Origin of the sequence: Colwellia sp. 6_MG-2023, from assembly GCF_030547765.1 — a bacterium.
Taxonomy (GTDB): Bacteria; Pseudomonadota; Gammaproteobacteria; order Enterobacterales; family Alteromonadaceae; genus Colwellia.
Genome location: NZ_JAUOPP010000012.1, coordinates 106,982 through 126,753, shown reverse-complemented (window position 1 = coordinate 126,753; position 19,772 = coordinate 106,982). Strand labels below are relative to the sequence as shown.

Below are 19,772 nucleotides of genomic sequence, written 5' to 3'. Positions count from 1 at the left end.
TCTCGTCATCGTAGTCCTAATGGTTTTATGTTGAATTTACTCGCAGGGTTAGTAGCTTATTGCCTTAAAGAAAATAAACCAACCCTTAATATTAATGACGTAGAGAAGAATGCTATGGTTAGGGCTTAACCCGATCTGAGGTTAAGTAATAACATCCATCCCCCCACCAAACACTACCATCTCCAGAATCATTTCCATCAGAAATAGAGGCGCTAAAGGTACACCAACAACATTCACAACAATCTCGTCTGATAATTTACCATCGCTTACCACAATACTAAAATGGTCACTGCTATTATAATCTTTGATTTTTCGGCACTTCCCTTGATATAGCAGTTGATACAAAAGTATTTAAAGATACAGTAGTGAGCTATGATGTCTTTACAGTTAAAAGGAGGCACAATTTATATAAACTTAAAGCGCTTACAAAAAATAACTTTAAAATAAAGCTCTTTATTTTAAAGCGCCTCTAAAGCTGTTTTTATTTAATATCAAGAACAATATTTCATTAAATATCTAATAAATTTATCATCTGGTGAAAGAAAACTCCTCCATAACCTATCTTATGATTAGTTATTTATTTTTAAGGAAGGTTAAAATGTTTCTAGTTAAAAAGTCTGTTCCACTAATTACTTTTATTTTGTTATTTTTTAGTATTTCGGTTTTTGCATCAGGTGATGCTGTAAATACAGGGCATTTTAATAGTATTGCTATTAAAGGGTATGACACTGTTGCCTATTTTACTCAAAACAAGGCAGTTAAAGGTGATAAAAGTTTTCGAGTAAAATGGCATGATGCGTATTGGCATTTTTCAAGTCAAGAGAATAAGGAACTGTTTGAAGCAGATCCAGATAAATACGCCCCACAATATGGCGGCTGGTGTGCTGTAGCTATGTCAGATGAAGGCAATACGTCACCGATAGATCCAGAAGCGTTTGACATTTATGAAGGTAAGTTGTATTTAAACTATGATAAAACCGTCCAAGGTTTTTGGCTTGAAGATAAAATCAACTTTATTAACAAAGCTGATCATTTTTATCCAATAAAAACTAATGTTAACAACCTAATAAAACAAAGAATTGAAAAAAACAATAAACTTTAGTCTTATCAAAAGTTATTGAAAAATATTATCGTTAAGTTAGGTGAACCACAACGCTGATTTCTAAAATTCAAGTAAAAATAGTACGAAATTAATACCGTTAATCACCTATCTTATAAGTAGTTATTCATTTGTAAGGAAGATAAAGATGTATTTAGTTAAACGATCTATTCAAGCGGTTATGATGATGATCATTTTTTTCAGTTTTTCAGCTTTCGCCGTTGATGATGCGGTTAATACTGGACGCTTTAATAGTATTGCTATTGATGGTTACGATACCGTTGCTTATTTTACACAAAATAAAGCAGTGGAAGGTAATAAAGCGTTTAAAGTGAAATGGCGTGATGCTTATTGGTATTTTAATAATAAAGAAAACCAAGCTTTATTTGAAGCGACTCCTGAAAAATATGCGCCACAATACGGCGGATGGTGTGCTTACGCGATGGCTGATGAAGGAAGTACTGCCAGAATTGATCCAGAAGCTTTTCATATTTATGAAAATAAACTTTATTTAAACTACAATAAAAGCATTAATGAAAAATGGTTAAAAGATAAATTAACGATGATCAAAGATGCTGACTATTACTACCCTTTAGAAACAGATGTAAATAGTTTTATTAACAAGTAGTAATCGCGCAAACCTTATATAAAGCCATTAATTCATATGAATATAATGGCTTTTATTATTTCTCAGGTTGTTTTCTTAAATTTGATTCGTACATAGCCTTTCCTAGAACATTATACAGCTCCGCCCTTTTTCATCCTTTAAGCGAATAAGGTTAGCTCACCTGTGTGCCCTGCTTTACAAATTTTATCCGCGATATATTTAACAAACTAGTGACGCTCTTTTTACTCTTATCATTCTGTTTTATAATATTAGCCTCCAAAACATAATGAGAATCCTCTTGAAATTTATTACGTTGAAAAAATCAATTTTAGTTACCTCTGCCTTGACAGCGACATTATTACTAAATGCTTGCACTGTCACTGAGCAAGTAAAAAATACCACATCGACTTTAACTGAGAGCGCTAATAAAGCGGTAAATATAACTCCTAGAGCAGAAGAGCAGTACCTAAGCCAAGAACAAGCATTCAAACGTTCAGCGCGTGTTTCTAATGTTAACTATAACCTGAACTTTAATTTAACGGGTGAAGAAAGTTTCTCTGCTACTTCTACCATTGATTTTGATTTATCAAATGATAATACCGCATTAACTGTCGATTTAAGTGAAGCAAAAATTAGTAATTTAGTCATTAATGGTAAAGAAATGACGAGTGAACAATTACTCAAAAGCTATAACAGTTGGTTTATTACCTTGCCAGCAAACATGCTGAAACAAGGACAAAATACTGTAACGGTTGAATTTACCCGTAAACACAGTACCAATGGTGAAGGCCTACATCGCTTTAAAGATCCTGTAGACGGTAAAGTTTACCTTTATTCTCATTTTGAGCCGGCAGCCGCTCAACAAATGTTTGCTCTATTTGATCAGCCTGACTTGAAGGCAACTTTTGAATTAACGGTATCAGCTCCAAATGATTGGACTGTTTTTTCAGCAACTAGAGAAGCGACAACAACGCAGAAAGGCGATACAACCCTTTGGCACTTCCCGAAAACTTTAACGTTAAGTCCTTATAATTTTTCTATGCATGCTGGTCCATATACCATGTGGCAGGATAACAGTGGCAAATACCCACTACGTTTATTCGCACGCCAGTCTGTTGCAAAACAAATAACACCAGAACATTGGTTTACCTATACTAAACAAGGTTTCGAGTTCTTCGATGACTATTTTGGGATAAATTACCCGTTCAAAAAATACGATCAAGTACTAGTGCCTGATTTTTTATACGGTGCAATGGAAAATTCAGCAGCAGTAACCTTTGCTGAAAAGTCTTTTTTAACCAATGGAGAAATGAGTCAAAGCCGCCGAGAGCGACTAGCCAACGTGATCATGCATGAAATGGCACATCAATGGTTTGGTAATTTAGCCACGATGAAATGGTGGAATGGTTTATGGTTAAATGAAAGTTTTGCTGCATTTATGGCAACACTTGCGACGAGTGAAGCAACAGAGTTTGATAACGCTTGGCGTACTTTTTATGCTGGCGGTAAGCAAAGTGCTTATCGGGCCGATCAACAAGTGACAACTCATCCTATTGAAGTGCCAGTACCATCAACCGCCAACGCTTTTGATAATATTGATGCTATTACCTATTCAAAGGGTGCTTCGGTATTAAATCAATTACGCTATTTACTAGGTGAAAAAACGTTCCAGCAGGGAATTCATAATTATTTAAAAGATAACACATATCAAAATGCCGTATTAGACGACTTTCTTGATAGCTTAGCCAAAGCGAGTGGTAAAGACTTAACTCAATGGCAGCAAGATTGGCTGTATAAAGCTGGCGTCAATACCATTGAAGCAAAGTATCAATGTGAACAAGGTAAAATATCTTCTTTTGAATTATTACAAACCGCTGATGAAAGTCAGCCAACGTTACGCGAACAAAAGGTTCAATTAGCACTATTTAAAACAACAAATCCAGGCTTTAGCTTAACCCAAAAGTTATCAGTAATTTATCAGGGTGAAACAACACCAGTAAATGAATTAATTGGCGCTTCATGCCCTGATCTAATTTACCCTAATTATCAAGACTGGGCATTTGTAAAGGTTAATTTAGATAAACGCTCATTTGAAACGACCAAACTTTATTTAGCTCAAATTAGAGATCCACTTTTACGTTCAATGCTATGGCAAAGTTTATGGGACAGTGTTCGTGATGGTAAACTTCCATTAAATGACTATTTAACAGTCGCATTGACCAATGCACCATTTGAACAAGATTACACTACCTTAGGCCAAGTACTAGGACAAATATCTGCCGCGAAAGCTTATCTAAATAAAGGCTTAGGTAGCCAACACGATTATGTAAAAAGTGTTGCCTTAGAGTTAGAAGAGATCACTTGGCAAAGTACACTAGCTAACAGCGATGATAAAAACATGCAACGTCGTTGGTTTAGCAGCTATATCGATGTTGCCCAGTCGGAAAATGCATTAGATAATTTGTATAAGTTATTAACAGGGCAATACTCCCTAGAAAATTTGACGATAAATCAAGATATACGCTGGCATATTATTGCTCAGTTAAGCCGTTATCAATATAGTAAAGCTGCGACATTAATCGCTAATGAATTAACATTAGATAGCTCTGATACAGGTGAAAAATCTGCCTTATATGCACGTGTCATTGCGCCAAATAGTCAAGTTAAAGCTGACTGGCTAACTAAGATTCAACAAGAAGATAGTAAAATTGCTTTTTCTAAATTACGCACTGCTATGTCAGCACTTTATCCTAGTGAACAAAATAGCTTTAACGAACAAACTGCAGAACAACGTATTGGATCATTACGTAATATAGATGAAAAAAATGGCCCTGTTTTCATGCGTAGTTATAATCAGTTAATTCCCACAACTTGTAGCGAAGCTAGCGTTGCTCGTTTAAATAAAGCGGTAACTGAATTAACCAACTTGTCTTCAGGCACTAAAAGAAGTTTATTGATTAAACAGCAAGAAGATAAACGTTGTTTAATGATAAAAGATGCCATAAAGCTTTAAGCCAATTGTGTATTAATGTATTGCGCGTTAACGCGCTATACTAATAGAGTGAACATTTAGCTTGTTTACTCTATTAGTCCCTATTTTATAAGTTGTCCGGAGTATATATTCATGAAAAAAACGACGTCGATAATACTCTACATGCTTATTTTTAATAGTATTATTGCCTGCACCAGTTTAACAAGCGAGGCATATCAAAATGCTCCTCAATGGGACTTTGATCATCAAGTTCAATTTATACAAACTGAATTAGCCGTAAATCGTTACCAACTTGAGATAATTCAAAATAATAAAGTAAAGTTTCAACAACTATCTGCACTTTTATTACGGAAAAGTTATTTAATCTGTGGTCGATATGACTATACGTTGACCATTATTAAAGGGATTGAAAGCTTTGACCATAAACGAGCTTCACCTAATTTAATTAGATCAAATTTAATTGCAACACTTGAGTGTCCACTCTCAACTCATTAGCCTTACCTATCTGAATATTATTTTTACTGTACGCTAGCTTGATAATTATTCTATTTTAGCTCATCAAAAGGCAAGGAAAACTCGTGTCAATCGCGATCCTATTACAAGTAAATTTAAGAATGAAGCCCGGAAAGTGGCAACTAGAGAAACATCTATTAAGCAATTCTACAGTTATTTAGTAAATATTATCTAACTCAGTGGAGCTGATATAAGCGCTGTAGACGATACAAGTTTGATACTTAATCTACCTTGATAATAAACGCTATAAAATTATTTAAAGCTATATAAATTGAAAACAAAAAAAGGCTATTTAACCTATATAAGTTAAATAGCCTTCATAATTAATTTCACTTTTTTATGAAATATAAACTAGCCTAGCTAGGGTCAACCACTTGAACTGGTACCGCTGGTACGTATTTAGTGCTCATTTCTTGCGTAGGAGGAGCAAAGCGAGTTAAATCGATACCTTCAACAGCTGCTTTATATTCTTCGATTGTAGGGAAGCGACCCAATACAGATGAAAGAACAACTAAAGGTGTTGAACCAAGTAATGATTCACCTTTCTTCTCTGCAGTATCAGCTACAACACGACCTTGGAATAAGCGAGTTGATGTTGCTAAAACTGTATCACCTGGTTCAGCTTTCTCTTGGTTACCCATACATAAGTTACAACCTGGACGTTCAAGATACATGATGTTTTCGTACTTAGTACGTGCAGCACCTTTAGGGTTTGCATCATCAAATTCGAAACCAGAGTACTTACGTAAAATATCCCAATCGCCTTCGGCTTTAAGTTCATCAACAATATTGTAAGTTGGTGGAGCTACAACTAATGGTGCTTTAAACTCTACTTTGCCATTTTGCTTCTCAATGTTACGCAACATTTGAGCGATGATTTGCATATCGCCTTTGTGAACCATACAAGAACCAACAAATGCTAAGTCAACAGGCTTACCGTTGTAGTATGAAACCGGACGAATAACATCATGAGTATAACGCTTAGACGCATCTTCGTTGTTTACATCAGGGTCAGCAACCATTGGTTGATCGATAACATCTAAATCAATAACAACTTCTGCGTAGTATTTAGCATTATCATCAGGTGCTAATGCTGGACTTGTACCTGATTTAACTTCTTCAATACGTTTGTCAGCTAATGCGATTAAGCCTTTCAATGTACCAGCTTCGTTTTCCATACCTTTATCAATCATGATTTGGATACGGCTCTTAGCAAGCTCAATTGACTGGATTAACGTTTCATCGTTTGAAATACAGATTGAAGCCTTCGCTTTCATTTCTGCAGACCAATCGGTAAATGTGAATGCTTGGTCAGCTAATAAAGTACCAATATGTACTTCGATTATGCGACCTTGGAATACGTTCTCACCACCAAATTGTTTAAGCATTTGTGCTTGCGTTGCATGTACCACATCACGGAAGTCCATGTGACCTTGCATAGCGCCTTTAAATGTTACTTTTACTGACTCTGGAATTGGCATCGCCGATTCACCGGTAGCAAGAGCAACAGCAACAGTACCTGAGTCGGCACCAAATGCTACGCCTTTAGACATACGCGTATGAGAGTCACCACCAATGATGATAGCGCGATCATCAACGGTAATATCATTCAATACTTTATGAATTACGTCAGTCATTGCGTGGTAAACACCTTTAGGGTCACGCGCGGTAATTAGACCAAACTTGTTCATAAAGCTCATTAGTTTAGGAATGTTTGCTTTAGCTTTGCTGTCCCATACTGAGGCAGTATGACAACCAGACTGATAAGCACCGTCAACTAACGGAGAAATAGTAGAAGCAGCCATCGCTTCTAGCTCTTGGCATGTCATAGGACCAGTAGTATCTTGCGAACCGACAATGTTTACTCTAACGCGAACATCTGAACCGGCGTGAAGATCTGTTTTAGAAAGAACACCAACAGCATTTCTGTTGAATATTTTTTCTACGGCAGTAAGGCCTTGGCCTTCATGTGAAATTTCTTTAGAAGCAGCATAAACAAGTTTAGTTGGTATGCCTAAAGCTTCAGATGCAAAAGTTTGTAATTTCTTACCAAATACAACAGCGTAAGAACCACCTGCTTTCATGAATTCCACTTTTTGTGGTGTGAAAGCTGAAGAGATATCTACTAACTCTTTATCACCGTTTAATAATTTCTTGGCTTTAGTATCAATTGTTAATACAGTACCTGTAGCAACCGAGTATGCTTCTTCTAAAACAGCATCGCCATTTTCGTCAACAACCGTATTACCATTTGCATCTACTTTCTTAACCCAGTTTTTAAGATCAAGACCAATACCACCAGTAACATCAACGGTAGTTAAGAAAATTGGAGAAATACCATTTGTTCCAGCAACTACAGGGGCAATGTTAATAAATGGCACATATGGACTTGCTTGTTCACCAGCCCAAAGTGCAACGTTATTCACACCAGACATACGTGAAGAACCAACACCCATAGTACCTTTCTCAGCAATAAGCATTACTTTGGCATTAGGATGCTTAGCTTGTAAAGCTTGAATTTCTTCTTGAGCTTCTGGCGTGATCATACATTTACCGTGTAACTCACGGTCTGCACGTGAATGTGCTTGGTTACCAGGAGAAAGTAAGTCAGTTGAGATATCACCTTCACCAGCAATATATGTTACTACTTCAATTTTTTCTGCGATATCAGGTAATTTTGTAAAGAATTCAGCGTTAGCGTAACTTTCTAGAATATCTTTAGCAACTGTGTTGCCTGCTTTATATGCAGCTTCAAGACGAGCTGTATCAGCATCGTATAAGAATACTTGTGTTTTTAATACTTCTGTAGCTGGCGTTGATAATGCAACATCATCACTTAATGCTAGGTCAAGTAGTACACCAATAGATGCGCCACCTTTCATGTGTGATAATAATTCGTAAGCAAATTCAGGTGTAATTTCTGGTACGATTTCTTCACCTAAGATAATTTTTTTCAAAAATGCAGCTTTTTCACCTGCAGCACTTGTTGTGCCAGGTAATGTATTATAGATAAAGAAGTTAAGAGAGTCAGCGCGGTACTCATTTCCTTCATCTTTAATTTGTTCAATAATTTCAGCTAATAACTCAGCACCATCAATTGGTTTAGGCGCTAATCCTAGTTCCTTTTTACGACTTTCAATTTCTGCTATATATTCTAAGTACAGGCTCATTTGATACACTCTCTAGCTATGGGACGCTAATAACATTGTTATCAGCAAGATAAATATTTTGACTATTTTAGCATGTTTCTGACTCACTACTAATCACTTGGTTAAATAAGGATTATTCATGTAAGTTATAGGAGTTAGAAGTATTAGTTATAGTAGTTCTATTGTATTACCTACTACACGGCAATACACCTTTATAAGGATATCATAAATACTAAAGTACCCCATCGTCTATGTAAATCATCTACTTAAGCTAGTTATTTCAATATAACCCTAGAAAACTTATCAAACTAGGTATCAATATTATGCGTAATACTTTCTTCTACTGAACAGCAGATTTCCGACAATATTAAAAATGAAAAACAGTGCACTAGTATTATAGTCGTATAACAAAAAAAGAAATACAACATAAAGCATTGATACTTAAGTACTATAAACAAAATGAATTTCTATAATAACGTCACTGACTATTCATAAAAAAGAAAAAGTGTCGACAATATTGTATTATTAACACGAATTTTAATCTTAGATACTTAACAACTTGTCCTAAATTGGCTTTAAAGCAACTAAGTCATCCCTAAAGTGAGTAGTGTCTCCAATAAGAAGGTGGATATCATGCTTCAAGAATATCGTAATCATGTAGCAGAACGTGCTGCTGAAGGTTTAGTGCCTAAAGCCTTAAACGCTAAACAAACAGCGGCATTAATTGAGTTAATTAAAAGCCCACCAGCGGGTGAAGAAGACTTGTTAATTAATTTATTAACGAATCGTGTCCCAGCGGGAGTAGATGATGCAGCTTATATTAAAGCAGGATTTTTAGCCGCAATAACTAAAGGAGAAGTAAATTCACCTATTTTAACACCTGAAAAAGCTACAGAATTATTAGGCACCATGTTAGGCGGTTATAATATTCAACCAATGATTGATTTATTAGAATCAGAAACCTTATCAGCTTTGGCAGCAAACGGCTTATCACATACTTTATTAATGTTTGATGCTTTTCATGATGTACAAGAAAAAGCCGCTGCAGGTAATACTGCTGCTAAGCAAGTGATGGAATCTTGGGCAAATGCAGAGTGGTTTACTTCCAAAAAAGCTGTAGCTAAAAAAATTACAGTGAAAGTATTCAAGGTTACCGGTGAAACAAATACCGACGACTTGTCGCCGGCACCGGATGCTTGGTCTCGCCCTGATATCCCGCTACACGCAAAAGCCATGCTTAAAATTGCGCGTGAAGGAATAACACCTGATGAAGAGGGTGTTATTGGCCCAATTACTCAACTGGAAGCACTACAACAAGACGGTATTCCATTAGCCTATGTTGGTGATGTTGTTGGTACAGGCTCTTCACGTAAATCAGCAACAAACTCTGTATTATGGTTTATGGGAGATGATATCCCCTATATTCCCAATAAACGTAGTGGTGGTGTATGCCTAGGCGGTAAAATAGCCCCTATTTTTTATAATACCATGGAAGACTCAGGCGCTTTGCCTATTGAATTAGATGTTCAAAGAATGAATATGGGAGATATTATTGATATTTATCCATATGAAGGGGTTGTAAAAAATGCTGCTGGGGAAGTTATTTCAGAATTCGAACTGAGTCCAGTATTATTTGACGAAGTTCGTGCTGGTGGTCGTATTCCATTAATAATAGGTCGTGGCTTAACGTGCCGTGCTCGAGAAGCATTGGGCCTTGAAGCAACAAACTTATTTGCTACGCCTATTGCACCAGAAGCGTCTGTTAAGGGTTTTACCCTAGCCCAAAAAATGGTTGGTAAAGCTTGTAATGTAGCAGGTGTTCGCGCAGGCCAATACTGTGAGCCGAAAATGACCACTGTTGGCTCGCAAGATACCACTGGGCCAATGACACGTGATGAACTCAAAGACTTAGCTTGTTTAGGCTTTTCGGCTGATTTAACAATGCAATCTTTTTGTCACACTTCAGCTTATCCTAAACCTGTAGATGTGATTACTCATCATACATTACCCGACTTTATGATGAACCGTGGCGGCGTATCACTTCGCCCAGGCGATGGAATTATTCATTCATGGTTAAATAGAATGTTATTACCTGACACCGTTGGTACTGGCGGTGATTCACATACACGATTCCCGTTAGGAATTTCCTTCCCTGCTGGCTCTGGATTGGTTGCTTTTGCCGCCGCAACCGGCGTTATGCCACTTGATATGCCAGAATCAGTCTTAGTACGCTTTACTGGTGAAATGCAGCCTGGAATTACCTTACGTGATTTGGTACATGCGATCCCTTACTACGGCATTAAAAATGGTTTATTAACGGTTGAAAAAGCAGGCAAAGTTAATGAATTTTCTGGACGCATATTAGAAATTGAAGGATTGAAAGGTTTAACTATTGAGCAAATGTTTGAATTATCTGACGCTTCTGCGGAGCGATCAGCTGCAGGCTGTGCCATCAAAGTTGAAGAAGATGCTGTTGCTGAATATTTGAAATCCAATATTGTTATGCTTAAATGGATGATCAGTGAAGGCTATGGTGATATTCGTACCATCACTCGTCGAATAACAGCGATGGAAAAATGGTTAGCAACCCCTTCACTGATGGAAGCGGATGCAGACGCTGAGTATGCTCATATTCTTGAGATCGATTTAACAGAGATTCAGGAGCCTATTGTTTGTTGCCCTAACGATCCTGATGATGCAAAATTATTGTCAGACGTTCAAGGAACGCATATCGATGAAGTATTTATCGGTTCATGTATGACTAACATTGGTCACTTTCGAGCTGCCGGCAAGCTAATTGATAAATTTAACGGTACACTACCAACACGCTTATGGGTTGCTCCTCCAACGAAGATGGATAGAGATCAATTAACAGCAGAAGGTTACTATAATATTTATGGTAGATCGGGGGCACGAATAGAAACGCCAGGTTGTTCATTGTGTATGGGTAACCAAGCCCGTGTTAAAGAGAAATCAACAGTATTGTCTACCTCTACGCGTAATTTCCCTAATCGTCTAGGTAATGGTGCAAATGTGTATTTAACCTCTGCTGAATTAGCCGGAGTTGGTGCTATTTTAGGTAAATTACCTACGCCAACTGAGTATATGGAGTATGCCTTACAAATTGACGCAACGGCTGCAGACACTTATCGTTATTTAAACTTCCATAAAATGGAGCAATATACCAAGAAAGCCGATACCGTTATATTAAAAGTTGACGCTTAATTAGCAATTGCAATTGTACTATTAAAAGTAAGCGCCCATTGGTCACTCACCTCAATGGGCGTTTTAAGTTATATCACCTTAATCCTACTAATTCCCTTTGCTATCATTTCACTTTAAGCAGCGTGCAACTGCAATAAACCAAACTTACAGTTAAACTAACACCAAACACAAGAGAAAATAGACTTGTCTATTCACCTCCTGTTAGAATATGCCACGCAAATATCAGCGACATAATATTTTGGGTCAATCTTTCAATCTATAGCACTGGATTTACGTTCCAGCTAGTTCAATGGAGTACATATGAGTTCATCAGATAAAGCGTTTTCGAGCCCTGTTACCGTAAAAAAAACCTCATCCACAATTACTATTTGTGCATTATACAAATTCGTTCGTTTAGACGCATTTGAAGCGTTACGCGAACCATTATCACAAAAAATGACCAGTGTTGATGTTAAAGGCACCTTGTTATTAGCCGCAGAAGGCATTAATGGCACAATTGCAGGACCACAAGCTGGTATTGATACAGTATTAGCTTTCCTTGGTGAACAACCAGGTTTAGATAATATCTCTCATAAAGAATCTTACAGTGAGGAAAACCCTTTTCATCGTACAAAAGTAAAGTTGAAAAAAGAAATTGTCACTATGGGGGTTGAAGGAATAGACCCAAACCAAGTAGTAGGTACTTACGTTAAACCAAAAGATTGGAATGCATTAATTTCTGATCCAGAAGTTTTATTGGTAGATACCCGTAATGATTACGAAGTAGAAATTGGCACGTTTAAAGGCGCAGTTAACCCAAACACTGAAACCTTCCGGGAATTTCCTGAATACGTCGAAAAAAACCTTGATAAAAATAAGCATAAGAAAGTAGCCATGTACTGTACTGGTGGTATTCGTTGTGAAAAGTCGACAGCTTATTTAAAAGAACAAGGCTTTGAAGAGGTTTATCATCTTGAAGGCGGTATTTTAAAGTACCTTGAAGAAGTACCTAGCACTGAAACAATGTGGGAAGGTGAGTGTTTTGTATTTGACGGTCGTGTTGCTGTTAATCATGATTTAGAGCAAGGCCAATATGATCAATGTTTTGCCTGTCGCTTTCCGTTAACAGAAGATGAAAAGCAAAGTGAGCATTATGTAAAGGGTGTAAGCTGTCACCGTTGTTATGATAAAGTAACGGACGAACAACGTAATCGTTATGCGGAACGTCAACGTCAAATATCATTAGCCGAAGCCCGTGGTGAAAGCCATATCGGTGGTGATATACAAGCTATAATTGAAGAGCGTCGTCAAGAAAAAACAAATAAAAAACAAGCACAATCTAAGAAGTAAAATAAGACATACGCTCATCAGTAATAGAAGAATCTAGCCTCATCCTTTGAGGCTTTTAGTTTGAATAGCTCCCCTCTTCTAAATATTCAAACTAAACCTTACTTGGATAATGACTCTAACTTCTTTTCAAGTTCTTCTAGTTTTTTGTAAATAGCAAGATTTTGTACATATATATCTGCATTTTGTTTTCTTAATTCTCTGTTTTTAATACTCGTATCAGCAAAGCCAAGTAGTTTGTTAGCAAAGATAGCACCTACTCCACCCAATATACCCACACCTAAAACAAACATAATGAAAACTGCGGCTCGTCCAATAAAAGTTATTGGATACACATCCCCAAAGCCAATAGTGGTAGAAGACATTAACATCAACCAAAATGCATCAGCATAGGTTTTTACTGGCGAGCCAACAACACTTGTTTCAGCTAAAAATGCAACATATCCCAAGCTAATATTTAACAGACAGAAAACAATAAAGGAAAGAGAGCCTATTACTCCATAGTTATAATTTTTAATACCAAACTCGTCCACTTTATACAGTTGGCTTTTTTCCATAGCACTTTGCAATACAATCATAATTCACTCTATTTTTTTCGTTGGCTTGCTGTTTTCATTAGAATATTATTTATTGTGCCATTGGCAATTAATTTTTGTAATTCTTTTGATAAAGGCTCTTCATAGTCTTTAATCTTTGAATGTTTGGAGATAGCAATATAAGCGTTTAGCGCGACATCATATTGATAATCTGCTAGCGCAAACTTTTCTTGAATATCTGCTAAAAATGAAAATGCTAAGATAGAATTTTCGCGGTCAATAAACGCATCAATCCTGCCATGTAAGAGCATTTGAACTAACTGCTTATGAGAGGTTAATTCAACTTTGGTTATCGAGTTACTTTTATCGAAAGCATCAAAATAACGAGCGCCTCTAAGGGTACCGACAATTAATTTATTGAGATCATCAAAACTTGTTATGCTAATCTCTCTAGAAGCTAAGGTGAAAAAACGCAGCGGTTCACGTTGCGTCATATAAGCTGGATGAAGGAAAATTAAGTCGACCTCTCGCTCGGGTAGCTTCTTAACAGATAAAATCATATCAGCTTCCCCTTGCTGAACCATACTCAAACAACGAGCAAAAGGACAATGAATAAAAGTCGGTTTCAAGTTAATCGACTCGGCCAATAGCGTCGATATTTCTATACTTGTACCAACAAATTCATTATCAACAACTTCTGAAAAAGGAAGCCCTTGCACAGTTGCTATTTTAATTTCTTTTTTATCTGCTAACGCCCAGGCGCTATAAAACAATAAAAATACAAGTAATCGAGGAAGGTATTTCATAATTATTCTAAAGCAATAAAGAGACTCGTATTTATGATTATAACCTATACATTAAATAAGACACCTTAAATAGTTTATAGCCTCGATTGCTTTGAATATAGCGCTGTAATACTCTTATAGCTATTCTATGACTTATTTATATCAAAGGAATATTATGCCTTTTATTAATCTAATTTTTATCATATTGAGTTGTATTACGTTTTTTAGTACCAATGTGCTAGCAAAAGATATTCCTATCTATCGTTGGGTTGATGAAAACAATGTCGTTCATTTTAGCCAAAGCCAACCTAAAGATGATAATTACACTGAACTAACGACAAACTCCTCTTATCAAGCAAAAGAAATAGCACCAAAGCATAATCAGCAAAACGCCACAATGAATGAGCAATTAAGCCAATTTGAAAAAAAGAAAAAAGAAGTCTTGGCTAACAATAAGAAAATAGCCGAGCAAAATTGCCAATCAGCACGGCTCAATGAAAAGATGCTCACTTCACTAGGCACAGTAATGATAGTCGACACTAATGGCAAAAATAAAACGTTGTCTGATAAAGACAAGAAAGCACAACTTGCACTAAGTAAAGAAAATATAAGCTTGTACTGTAAGCCCGATAGCATACAAGAATAGGTAGCCTTAACTAGGGTAAAATGCGTAAGCGTTAAATCTTCCCTGGTTAAAAACACATTGAGCCTGTAACCAAAGAGATTACAGGCTCAATACTTTAGTGAAATTAAGCGCTCCTAATTATTCCTAATAAACAATATTTAACTAAGAGTGCTCTATACTAGCTCTTAAGATAAAGACTAGGCTTTAAGAAAAAGCTAACTCTCCTTCTTCCACCGTAACATTTATTGTTGAACCGTGCGCAAAGTCTCCTGCTAATAAGCGCTGCGCTAACGGGTTTTCAATCCCCTGCTGAATAGCACGCTTTAATGGTCTAGCACCAAAAATGGGATCAAAGCCAACTTCAGCAATTAAAGCTAATGCTTCACTACTAACAGATAAACTTAATTCTTGTTCTGCTAGTCGATCTGATAATGATTGAATTTGAATACCAGCAATTTTCTCTATTTGGCTTGCTCCTAAGGTGTGGAACACAACCGATTCATCAATTCGATTAATAAATTCAGGTTTAAAATGGTGGCTAACTTCATTCATTACTTGCGCTTTCATTTGCTGATATTGATTGTCATTATCAAATGTTTGAATTATGTCTGAGCCGATATTTGAGGTCATAATGATAACGGTATTTTTAAAATCAACAGTTCGACCTTGACCATCAGTTAAGCGACCATCATCAAGCACTTGTAATAATATATTAAAAACATCAGGATGCGCTTTCTCAACTTCATCTAATAGAATAACCGAATAAGGTTTACGGCGAACAGCTTCTGTTAAATAACCCCCCTCTTCATAACCAACATATCCTGGAGGTGCGCCAACTAATCGCGCAACTGAATGTTTCTCCATAAACTCTGACATATCAATACGAATAAGTGACTCTTCAGTATCAAATAAAAAGTAAGCGAGTGCTTTTGTTAACTCTGTTTTACCTACACCTGTAGGCCCCAAGAATAAAAAGGATCCTATTGGTTGATTTGGATCGGCTAAGCCAGCACGCGAACGTCTGATCGCATTCGATACTGAAGCTACCGCTTCACCTTGTCCAATAACACGTTGGTGTAATTCTTCTTCCATGTTGAGTAATTTATCACGCTCTTGCTCTAACATTTTAGCAATAGGAATGCCCGTAGCACGGCTAAGTACTTCAGCAATTTCAACTTCAGTCACCTTATTAGCTAATAAGCTCATTTCTTGCATTTCAGCTTGGCTAGCTAAATCAAGTTGCTTCTCGAGCTCAGGTAACTTGCCATATTGTAATTCAGACATACGATTAAGATCACCTGCCCGCCTTGCCGCTTCTAGCTCAATACGAGCTTGCTCTAAATCTTCTTTGATCGTTTGTGTACCATACAACGCTGCTTTTTCTGTCGTCCAAACCTCGTCTAATTCATCGTATTCTGTCTGTTTTTCATTTATTTGTTCCGAGATATCCGCTAAACGCTTCACGGTTGCATCATCAGAATCTTTTTCTAATGCTTTTTGCTCTAACTTAAGTTGAATTAACTTGCGCTCAAGTCGATCTAAATCTTCAGGCTTAGAATCCATTTGCAAACGAATACTTGAAGCTGCTTCATCAATTAAATCAATCGCTTTATCGGGTAACTGTCTATCACTAATATAACGATGAGATAATGTAGCCGCCGCAACAATAGCAGGATCGGTAATATTAACGCTATGATGAAGTTCATATCGCTCTTTTAAGCCGCGTAGAATAGCAATAGTATCTTCAACAGTAGGCTCTTCTACCAACACTTTTTGAAAACGACGTTCTAATGCCGCATCTTTTTCAATATATTTACGGTATTCATCTAACGTTGTTGCCCCAACACAATGTAAATCACCTCGAGCAAGCGCAGGTTTTAACATATTGCCGGCATCCATCGCCCCATCTGTTTTCCCAGCGCCGACCATGGTATGTAATTCATCAATAAATAAGATGATCTTACCTTCTTCTTGAGACAACTCATTTAATACAGCTTTTAAACGTTCTTCAAATTCACCACGATATTTAGCGCCAGCAATCAAAGCGCCCATATCTAAAGAAAGAACACGTTTATTTTTTAATCCTTCAGGTACTTCATGATCAACAATACGTTGTGCTAAACCTTCAACAATAGCAGTTTTACCCACACCTGGTTGGCCAATTAAAACAGGGTTATTTTTAGTTCTACGCTGTAATACTTGCAAAGTACGACGGATTTCATCATCACGGCCAATAACAGGATCTAATTTTCCTTGCTCAGCACGTTCAGTTAAATCAACCGTATATTTTTGTAATGCTTGACGAACATCTTCAGCATTTTGATCATCAACTTTTTGACCGCCTCGTACGTGTTCAATCGCCGCTTTAATACGTTGTTCATTAGCGCCTAGCTCTTTTAAAATAGAACCTAATGTGCTTTTATCTTCAAGTGCTGCAAGTAAAAACATTTCAGAAGATATATATTTATCTGACATTTTCTGCGCATATTTATCGCATAAATTTAACACCTTACCTGATGCAGAAGAAAGCTGAACATCGCCATCAGAGCCTTCTATTTGTGCTAAAGATTGCAGTGCTTGTTCTATTTTATTTCTTAGCGTATGAACATCTATTCCCGCACTTTTTAATAGCGGAATAACAGAGTTACCATTTTGATTTAACAACGCCATCATTAAATGAATGGGTTCAATAAATTGATGATCTCGACCTAATGCAAGCGACTGTGCATCCGCAATAGATTCTTGGAATGATTGTGTAAAACGATCTAAACGCATAAATATTCTCCTGCCATATTACTGGACTTATGAATTAATTAAACCTGATGTAATTACTTATAACATTAGGTCTAGTGTGGTCTTTTTCAATAGAGGATAAGCATTAGTTTGATCTAGAACAAATAATTGCTCAGACATAATCTAAATAAAACGGCTTGGCATTAACGACTAAGAGTATAAACACCATGAGTAGTGAAGCGAGGTATTTATAATAGGCAAATCAGTGTTGCCATTCTTCCAGTTACGCTATCTTTACGATAAGAGTAATATTTATCCGTATTTGTATAAGTACATTCTGGTAGTGTACTTATGGCGTTAATACCTAGGGTATTTAATTGTATTTCGGCAATTTTATGTAAATCGGCTAAATATTTACCTGTTGAGGTTGCAATAAAGGCACAGTTAAAAGAATCACATTGCTCAACAAATTGAGCTTTTACTTCACTACCCACTTCAAAAGCATTTTTCGAAATACAAGGCCCAAGCCATGCATAAATATCTTCGGTTGGTGTGTTCATTTTGGTAATTGTGTTTTGAATGATATTCGCAGACAAAGGACGCCAACCACCATGAATGGCGGCAATTTCATTGCCTGACTTAGATGCTAATAAAATAGGAAGGCAATCTGCAGTCATAATTGCTAAACAAACATTCTTTTCTTGAGTAATAGCAGCATCAGCGGTAAGTGACTCTGCAGATATTGTCGATATTTCGACAACCTCATTACCATGAACTTGATTAAGCCATTGAATTTGAGTGTTTACAGGTAACAAAGATTGTAGATAACGACGATTATCTTTTACCCGTTCAGGACAATCTCCAACATGTAAACCAAGATTAAAAGCTTGATAAGGCAGTGATGAACCTTTAAGCGTATTACTAGGTAAAAGCCGTGTTGTCTGTACTGAAAAAACGTTATCAATTAAAGCTGCTTGGCCAATACTTTCATCGTTCGATGAGGGTATTGGCCATTGAACAAGCTCAATAGCTGAACTTGTTCTAATATTATTTGCTTTATAAGTAATCGTCGACGGCATTAAGTTTAGTGTCTTCTTGTAGTAATTCAACTAACTCAACAAAATCGTCAGGTAAATCAGCATGCCAAGTCATTAATTCACCCGTTATAGGATGATATAATGAAAGCATAGCTGCATGTAATGCTTGACGTTTAAAAGTACGTAACTTTGCTAATAATTCAGGTGTTGCATTTTTAGGTGGACGCGGTCGACCTCCGTAGGTTGGATCACCAACCAATGGATGCGTTATATGTGACATATGAACACGAATTTGATGCGTTCGCCCTGTTTCAAGACGTAAACGTAAGCGTGTATGCAAACGATATTTTTCCATTACACGATAATGCGTAACTGACGGACGGCCAGAAAATGTAACGGCCATATGCGTGCGTTTAGTTGCATGACGACCTATTGGCTCATCAACAAGGCCACCAGCAGTCATTAAACCATTAGCAACAGCTTCATATTCACGTGTAATTTCTCGTAATTGTAATGCTTCAACTAGGTTCGTTTGTGCCGCTATTGTTTTCGCAACCACCATCAAACCAGTGGTATCTTTATCCAAACGATGAACAATACCAGCACGTGGTACAACTTCAATAGCTGGAAAATGATGTAACAAAGCATTTAAGACAGTGCCATCAGGATTACCAGCACCTGGATGAACCACTAAACCTGCAGGTTTATTAATCACTAAAATGTCGTCATCTTCATAAACAATATCAAGATCAATTTTTTGTGCAGCGAAACGTTGCTCAGCTTCTACTTCTGCATTGATAGCAATACTCTCGCCACCATACATTTTTTCTCGCGCTCGGGGTAATACTTCACCATTAACCATCACTTTACCGGCTAAAATCCAATCTTTTAGCCTTGAACGTGAATAATCAGGAAACATTATGGCCAAAGTTTGGTCTAATCGTTTACCTAAACACGAATCAGGAACGGTATCTTGATGTTGAATTATTTCAGACATTAAACTCTCTTTAAATTTTTAACGTTGTGCAACTTATGATTGCTAGGTTAGAATGTTAATACGCAAGTATGCACTAGGTATAATAGTTTCATTTTACCCTTTTTATGATAACCATGCTACATGGCTATCAAAGGTTTCATACTTATTT

The 19,772-nt window shown here is 36.8% G+C and carries 14 protein-coding genes and 1 pseudogene; 8 read left to right on the top strand and 7 right to left on the bottom strand.

Annotated features, from left to right (window positions below):
* A pseudogene (locus Q4503_RS09680) lies at positions 1-129 on the top strand (IS982 family transposase); the annotation flags it as partial.
* 12 nt (positions 130-141) lie between these two features.
* Here Q4503_RS09680 and Q4503_RS09675 read toward each other — a convergent pair.
* A complete protein-coding gene (locus Q4503_RS09675) occupies positions 142-345 on the bottom strand; it encodes a hypothetical protein (protein WP_303602136.1) in 204 nt (67 codons plus the stop codon).
* Positions 346-598: 253 nt separating this feature from the next.
* Between Q4503_RS09675 and Q4503_RS09670 the strand changes: the two genes are divergently transcribed.
* The 4 genes from Q4503_RS09670 to Q4503_RS09655 all read left to right on the top strand — a co-directional run bounded on the left by Q4503_RS09670 (position 599) and on the right by Q4503_RS09655 (position 5,193).
* Entirely contained in the window at positions 599-1,102 is a 504-nt protein-coding gene (locus Q4503_RS09670) for a YHS domain-containing (seleno)protein (RefSeq protein WP_215973441.1), read from the top strand.
* Positions 1,103-1,247: 145 nt separating this feature from the next.
* Positions 1,248-1,727, top strand: coding sequence for a YHS domain-containing (seleno)protein (locus tag Q4503_RS09665; RefSeq protein WP_303602135.1), 480 nt, complete (start codon positions 1,248-1,250; stop codon positions 1,725-1,727).
* A gap of 277 nt (positions 1,728-2,004) precedes the next feature.
* Positions 2,005-4,719, top strand: a complete 2,715-nt coding sequence (gene pepN / locus Q4503_RS09660; RefSeq protein WP_303602134.1) for an aminopeptidase N — start codon at positions 2,005-2,007, stop codon at positions 4,717-4,719.
* A gap of 111 nt (positions 4,720-4,830) precedes the next feature.
* Positions 4,831-5,193, top strand: coding sequence for a hypothetical protein (locus Q4503_RS09655; RefSeq protein ID WP_215973439.1), 363 nt, complete (start codon positions 4,831-4,833; stop codon positions 5,191-5,193).
* Positions 5,194-5,567: 374 nt separating this feature from the next.
* On the opposite strand, the gene Q4503_RS09650 is transcribed toward Q4503_RS09655, so the two are convergent.
* Positions 5,568-8,381 (bottom strand): bifunctional aconitate hydratase 2/2-methylisocitrate dehydratase, encoded by a 2,814-nt coding sequence (locus Q4503_RS09650; RefSeq protein ID WP_215973438.1) that lies wholly within the window; start codon positions 8,379-8,381, stop codon positions 5,568-5,570.
* A 612-nt stretch (positions 8,382-8,993) separates the two neighbouring features.
* On the opposite strand from Q4503_RS09650, the gene acnB reads away from it, so the two are divergent.
* Together acnB and Q4503_RS09640 are read left to right on the top strand one after the other, a co-directional pair.
* Complete coding sequence (acnB, locus tag Q4503_RS09645; RefSeq protein ID WP_303602133.1) at positions 8,994-11,585, top strand: bifunctional aconitate hydratase 2/2-methylisocitrate dehydratase; 2,592 nt, start codon at positions 8,994-8,996, stop codon at positions 11,583-11,585.
* 300 nt (positions 11,586-11,885) lie between these two features.
* On the top strand, positions 11,886-12,914 hold the full coding sequence (locus Q4503_RS09640) for a rhodanese-related sulfurtransferase (RefSeq protein ID WP_303602132.1): 1,029 nt from the start codon (positions 11,886-11,888) through the stop codon (positions 12,912-12,914).
* 98 nt (positions 12,915-13,012) lie between these two features.
* Here Q4503_RS09640 and Q4503_RS09635 read toward each other — a convergent pair whose 3' ends face one another.
* Both Q4503_RS09635 and Q4503_RS09630 read right to left on the bottom strand, forming a co-directional pair.
* Positions 13,013-13,489, bottom strand: coding sequence for an ion channel (locus Q4503_RS09635; RefSeq protein ID WP_215973436.1), 477 nt, complete (start codon positions 13,487-13,489; stop codon positions 13,013-13,015).
* Between the two features lie 8 nt (positions 13,490-13,497).
* Complete coding sequence (locus Q4503_RS09630) at positions 13,498-14,253, bottom strand: ABC transporter substrate-binding protein (protein ID WP_303602131.1); 756 nt, start codon at positions 14,251-14,253, stop codon at positions 13,498-13,500.
* A gap of 154 nt (positions 14,254-14,407) precedes the next feature.
* On the opposite strand from Q4503_RS09630, the gene Q4503_RS09625 reads away from it, so the two are divergent.
* Positions 14,408-14,878, top strand: coding sequence for a DUF4124 domain-containing protein (locus Q4503_RS09625; RefSeq protein ID WP_303602130.1), 471 nt, complete (start codon positions 14,408-14,410; stop codon positions 14,876-14,878).
* A 183-nt stretch (positions 14,879-15,061) separates the two neighbouring features.
* Here the strand turns inward: Q4503_RS09625 and clpB are convergent, their stop codons facing one another.
* From clpB to rluD, 3 genes are all read right to left on the bottom strand, one after another.
* Positions 15,062-17,632 (bottom strand): ATP-dependent chaperone ClpB, encoded by a 2,571-nt coding sequence (clpB, locus tag Q4503_RS09620; protein WP_215973433.1) that lies wholly within the window; start codon positions 17,630-17,632, stop codon positions 15,062-15,064.
* A 206-nt stretch (positions 17,633-17,838) separates the two neighbouring features.
* Positions 17,839-18,669 (bottom strand): peptidoglycan editing factor PgeF, encoded by an 831-nt coding sequence (pgeF, locus tag Q4503_RS09615; protein ID WP_303602129.1) that lies wholly within the window; start codon positions 18,667-18,669, stop codon positions 17,839-17,841.
* Positions 18,647-19,624 (bottom strand): 23S rRNA pseudouridine(1911/1915/1917) synthase RluD, encoded by a 978-nt coding sequence (gene rluD, locus Q4503_RS09610; protein ID WP_215973431.1) that lies wholly within the window; start codon positions 19,622-19,624, stop codon positions 18,647-18,649. Before rluD ends, pgeF begins: the two co-directional genes overlap by 23 nt.
* Positions 19,625-19,772 lie beyond the last annotated feature (148 nt).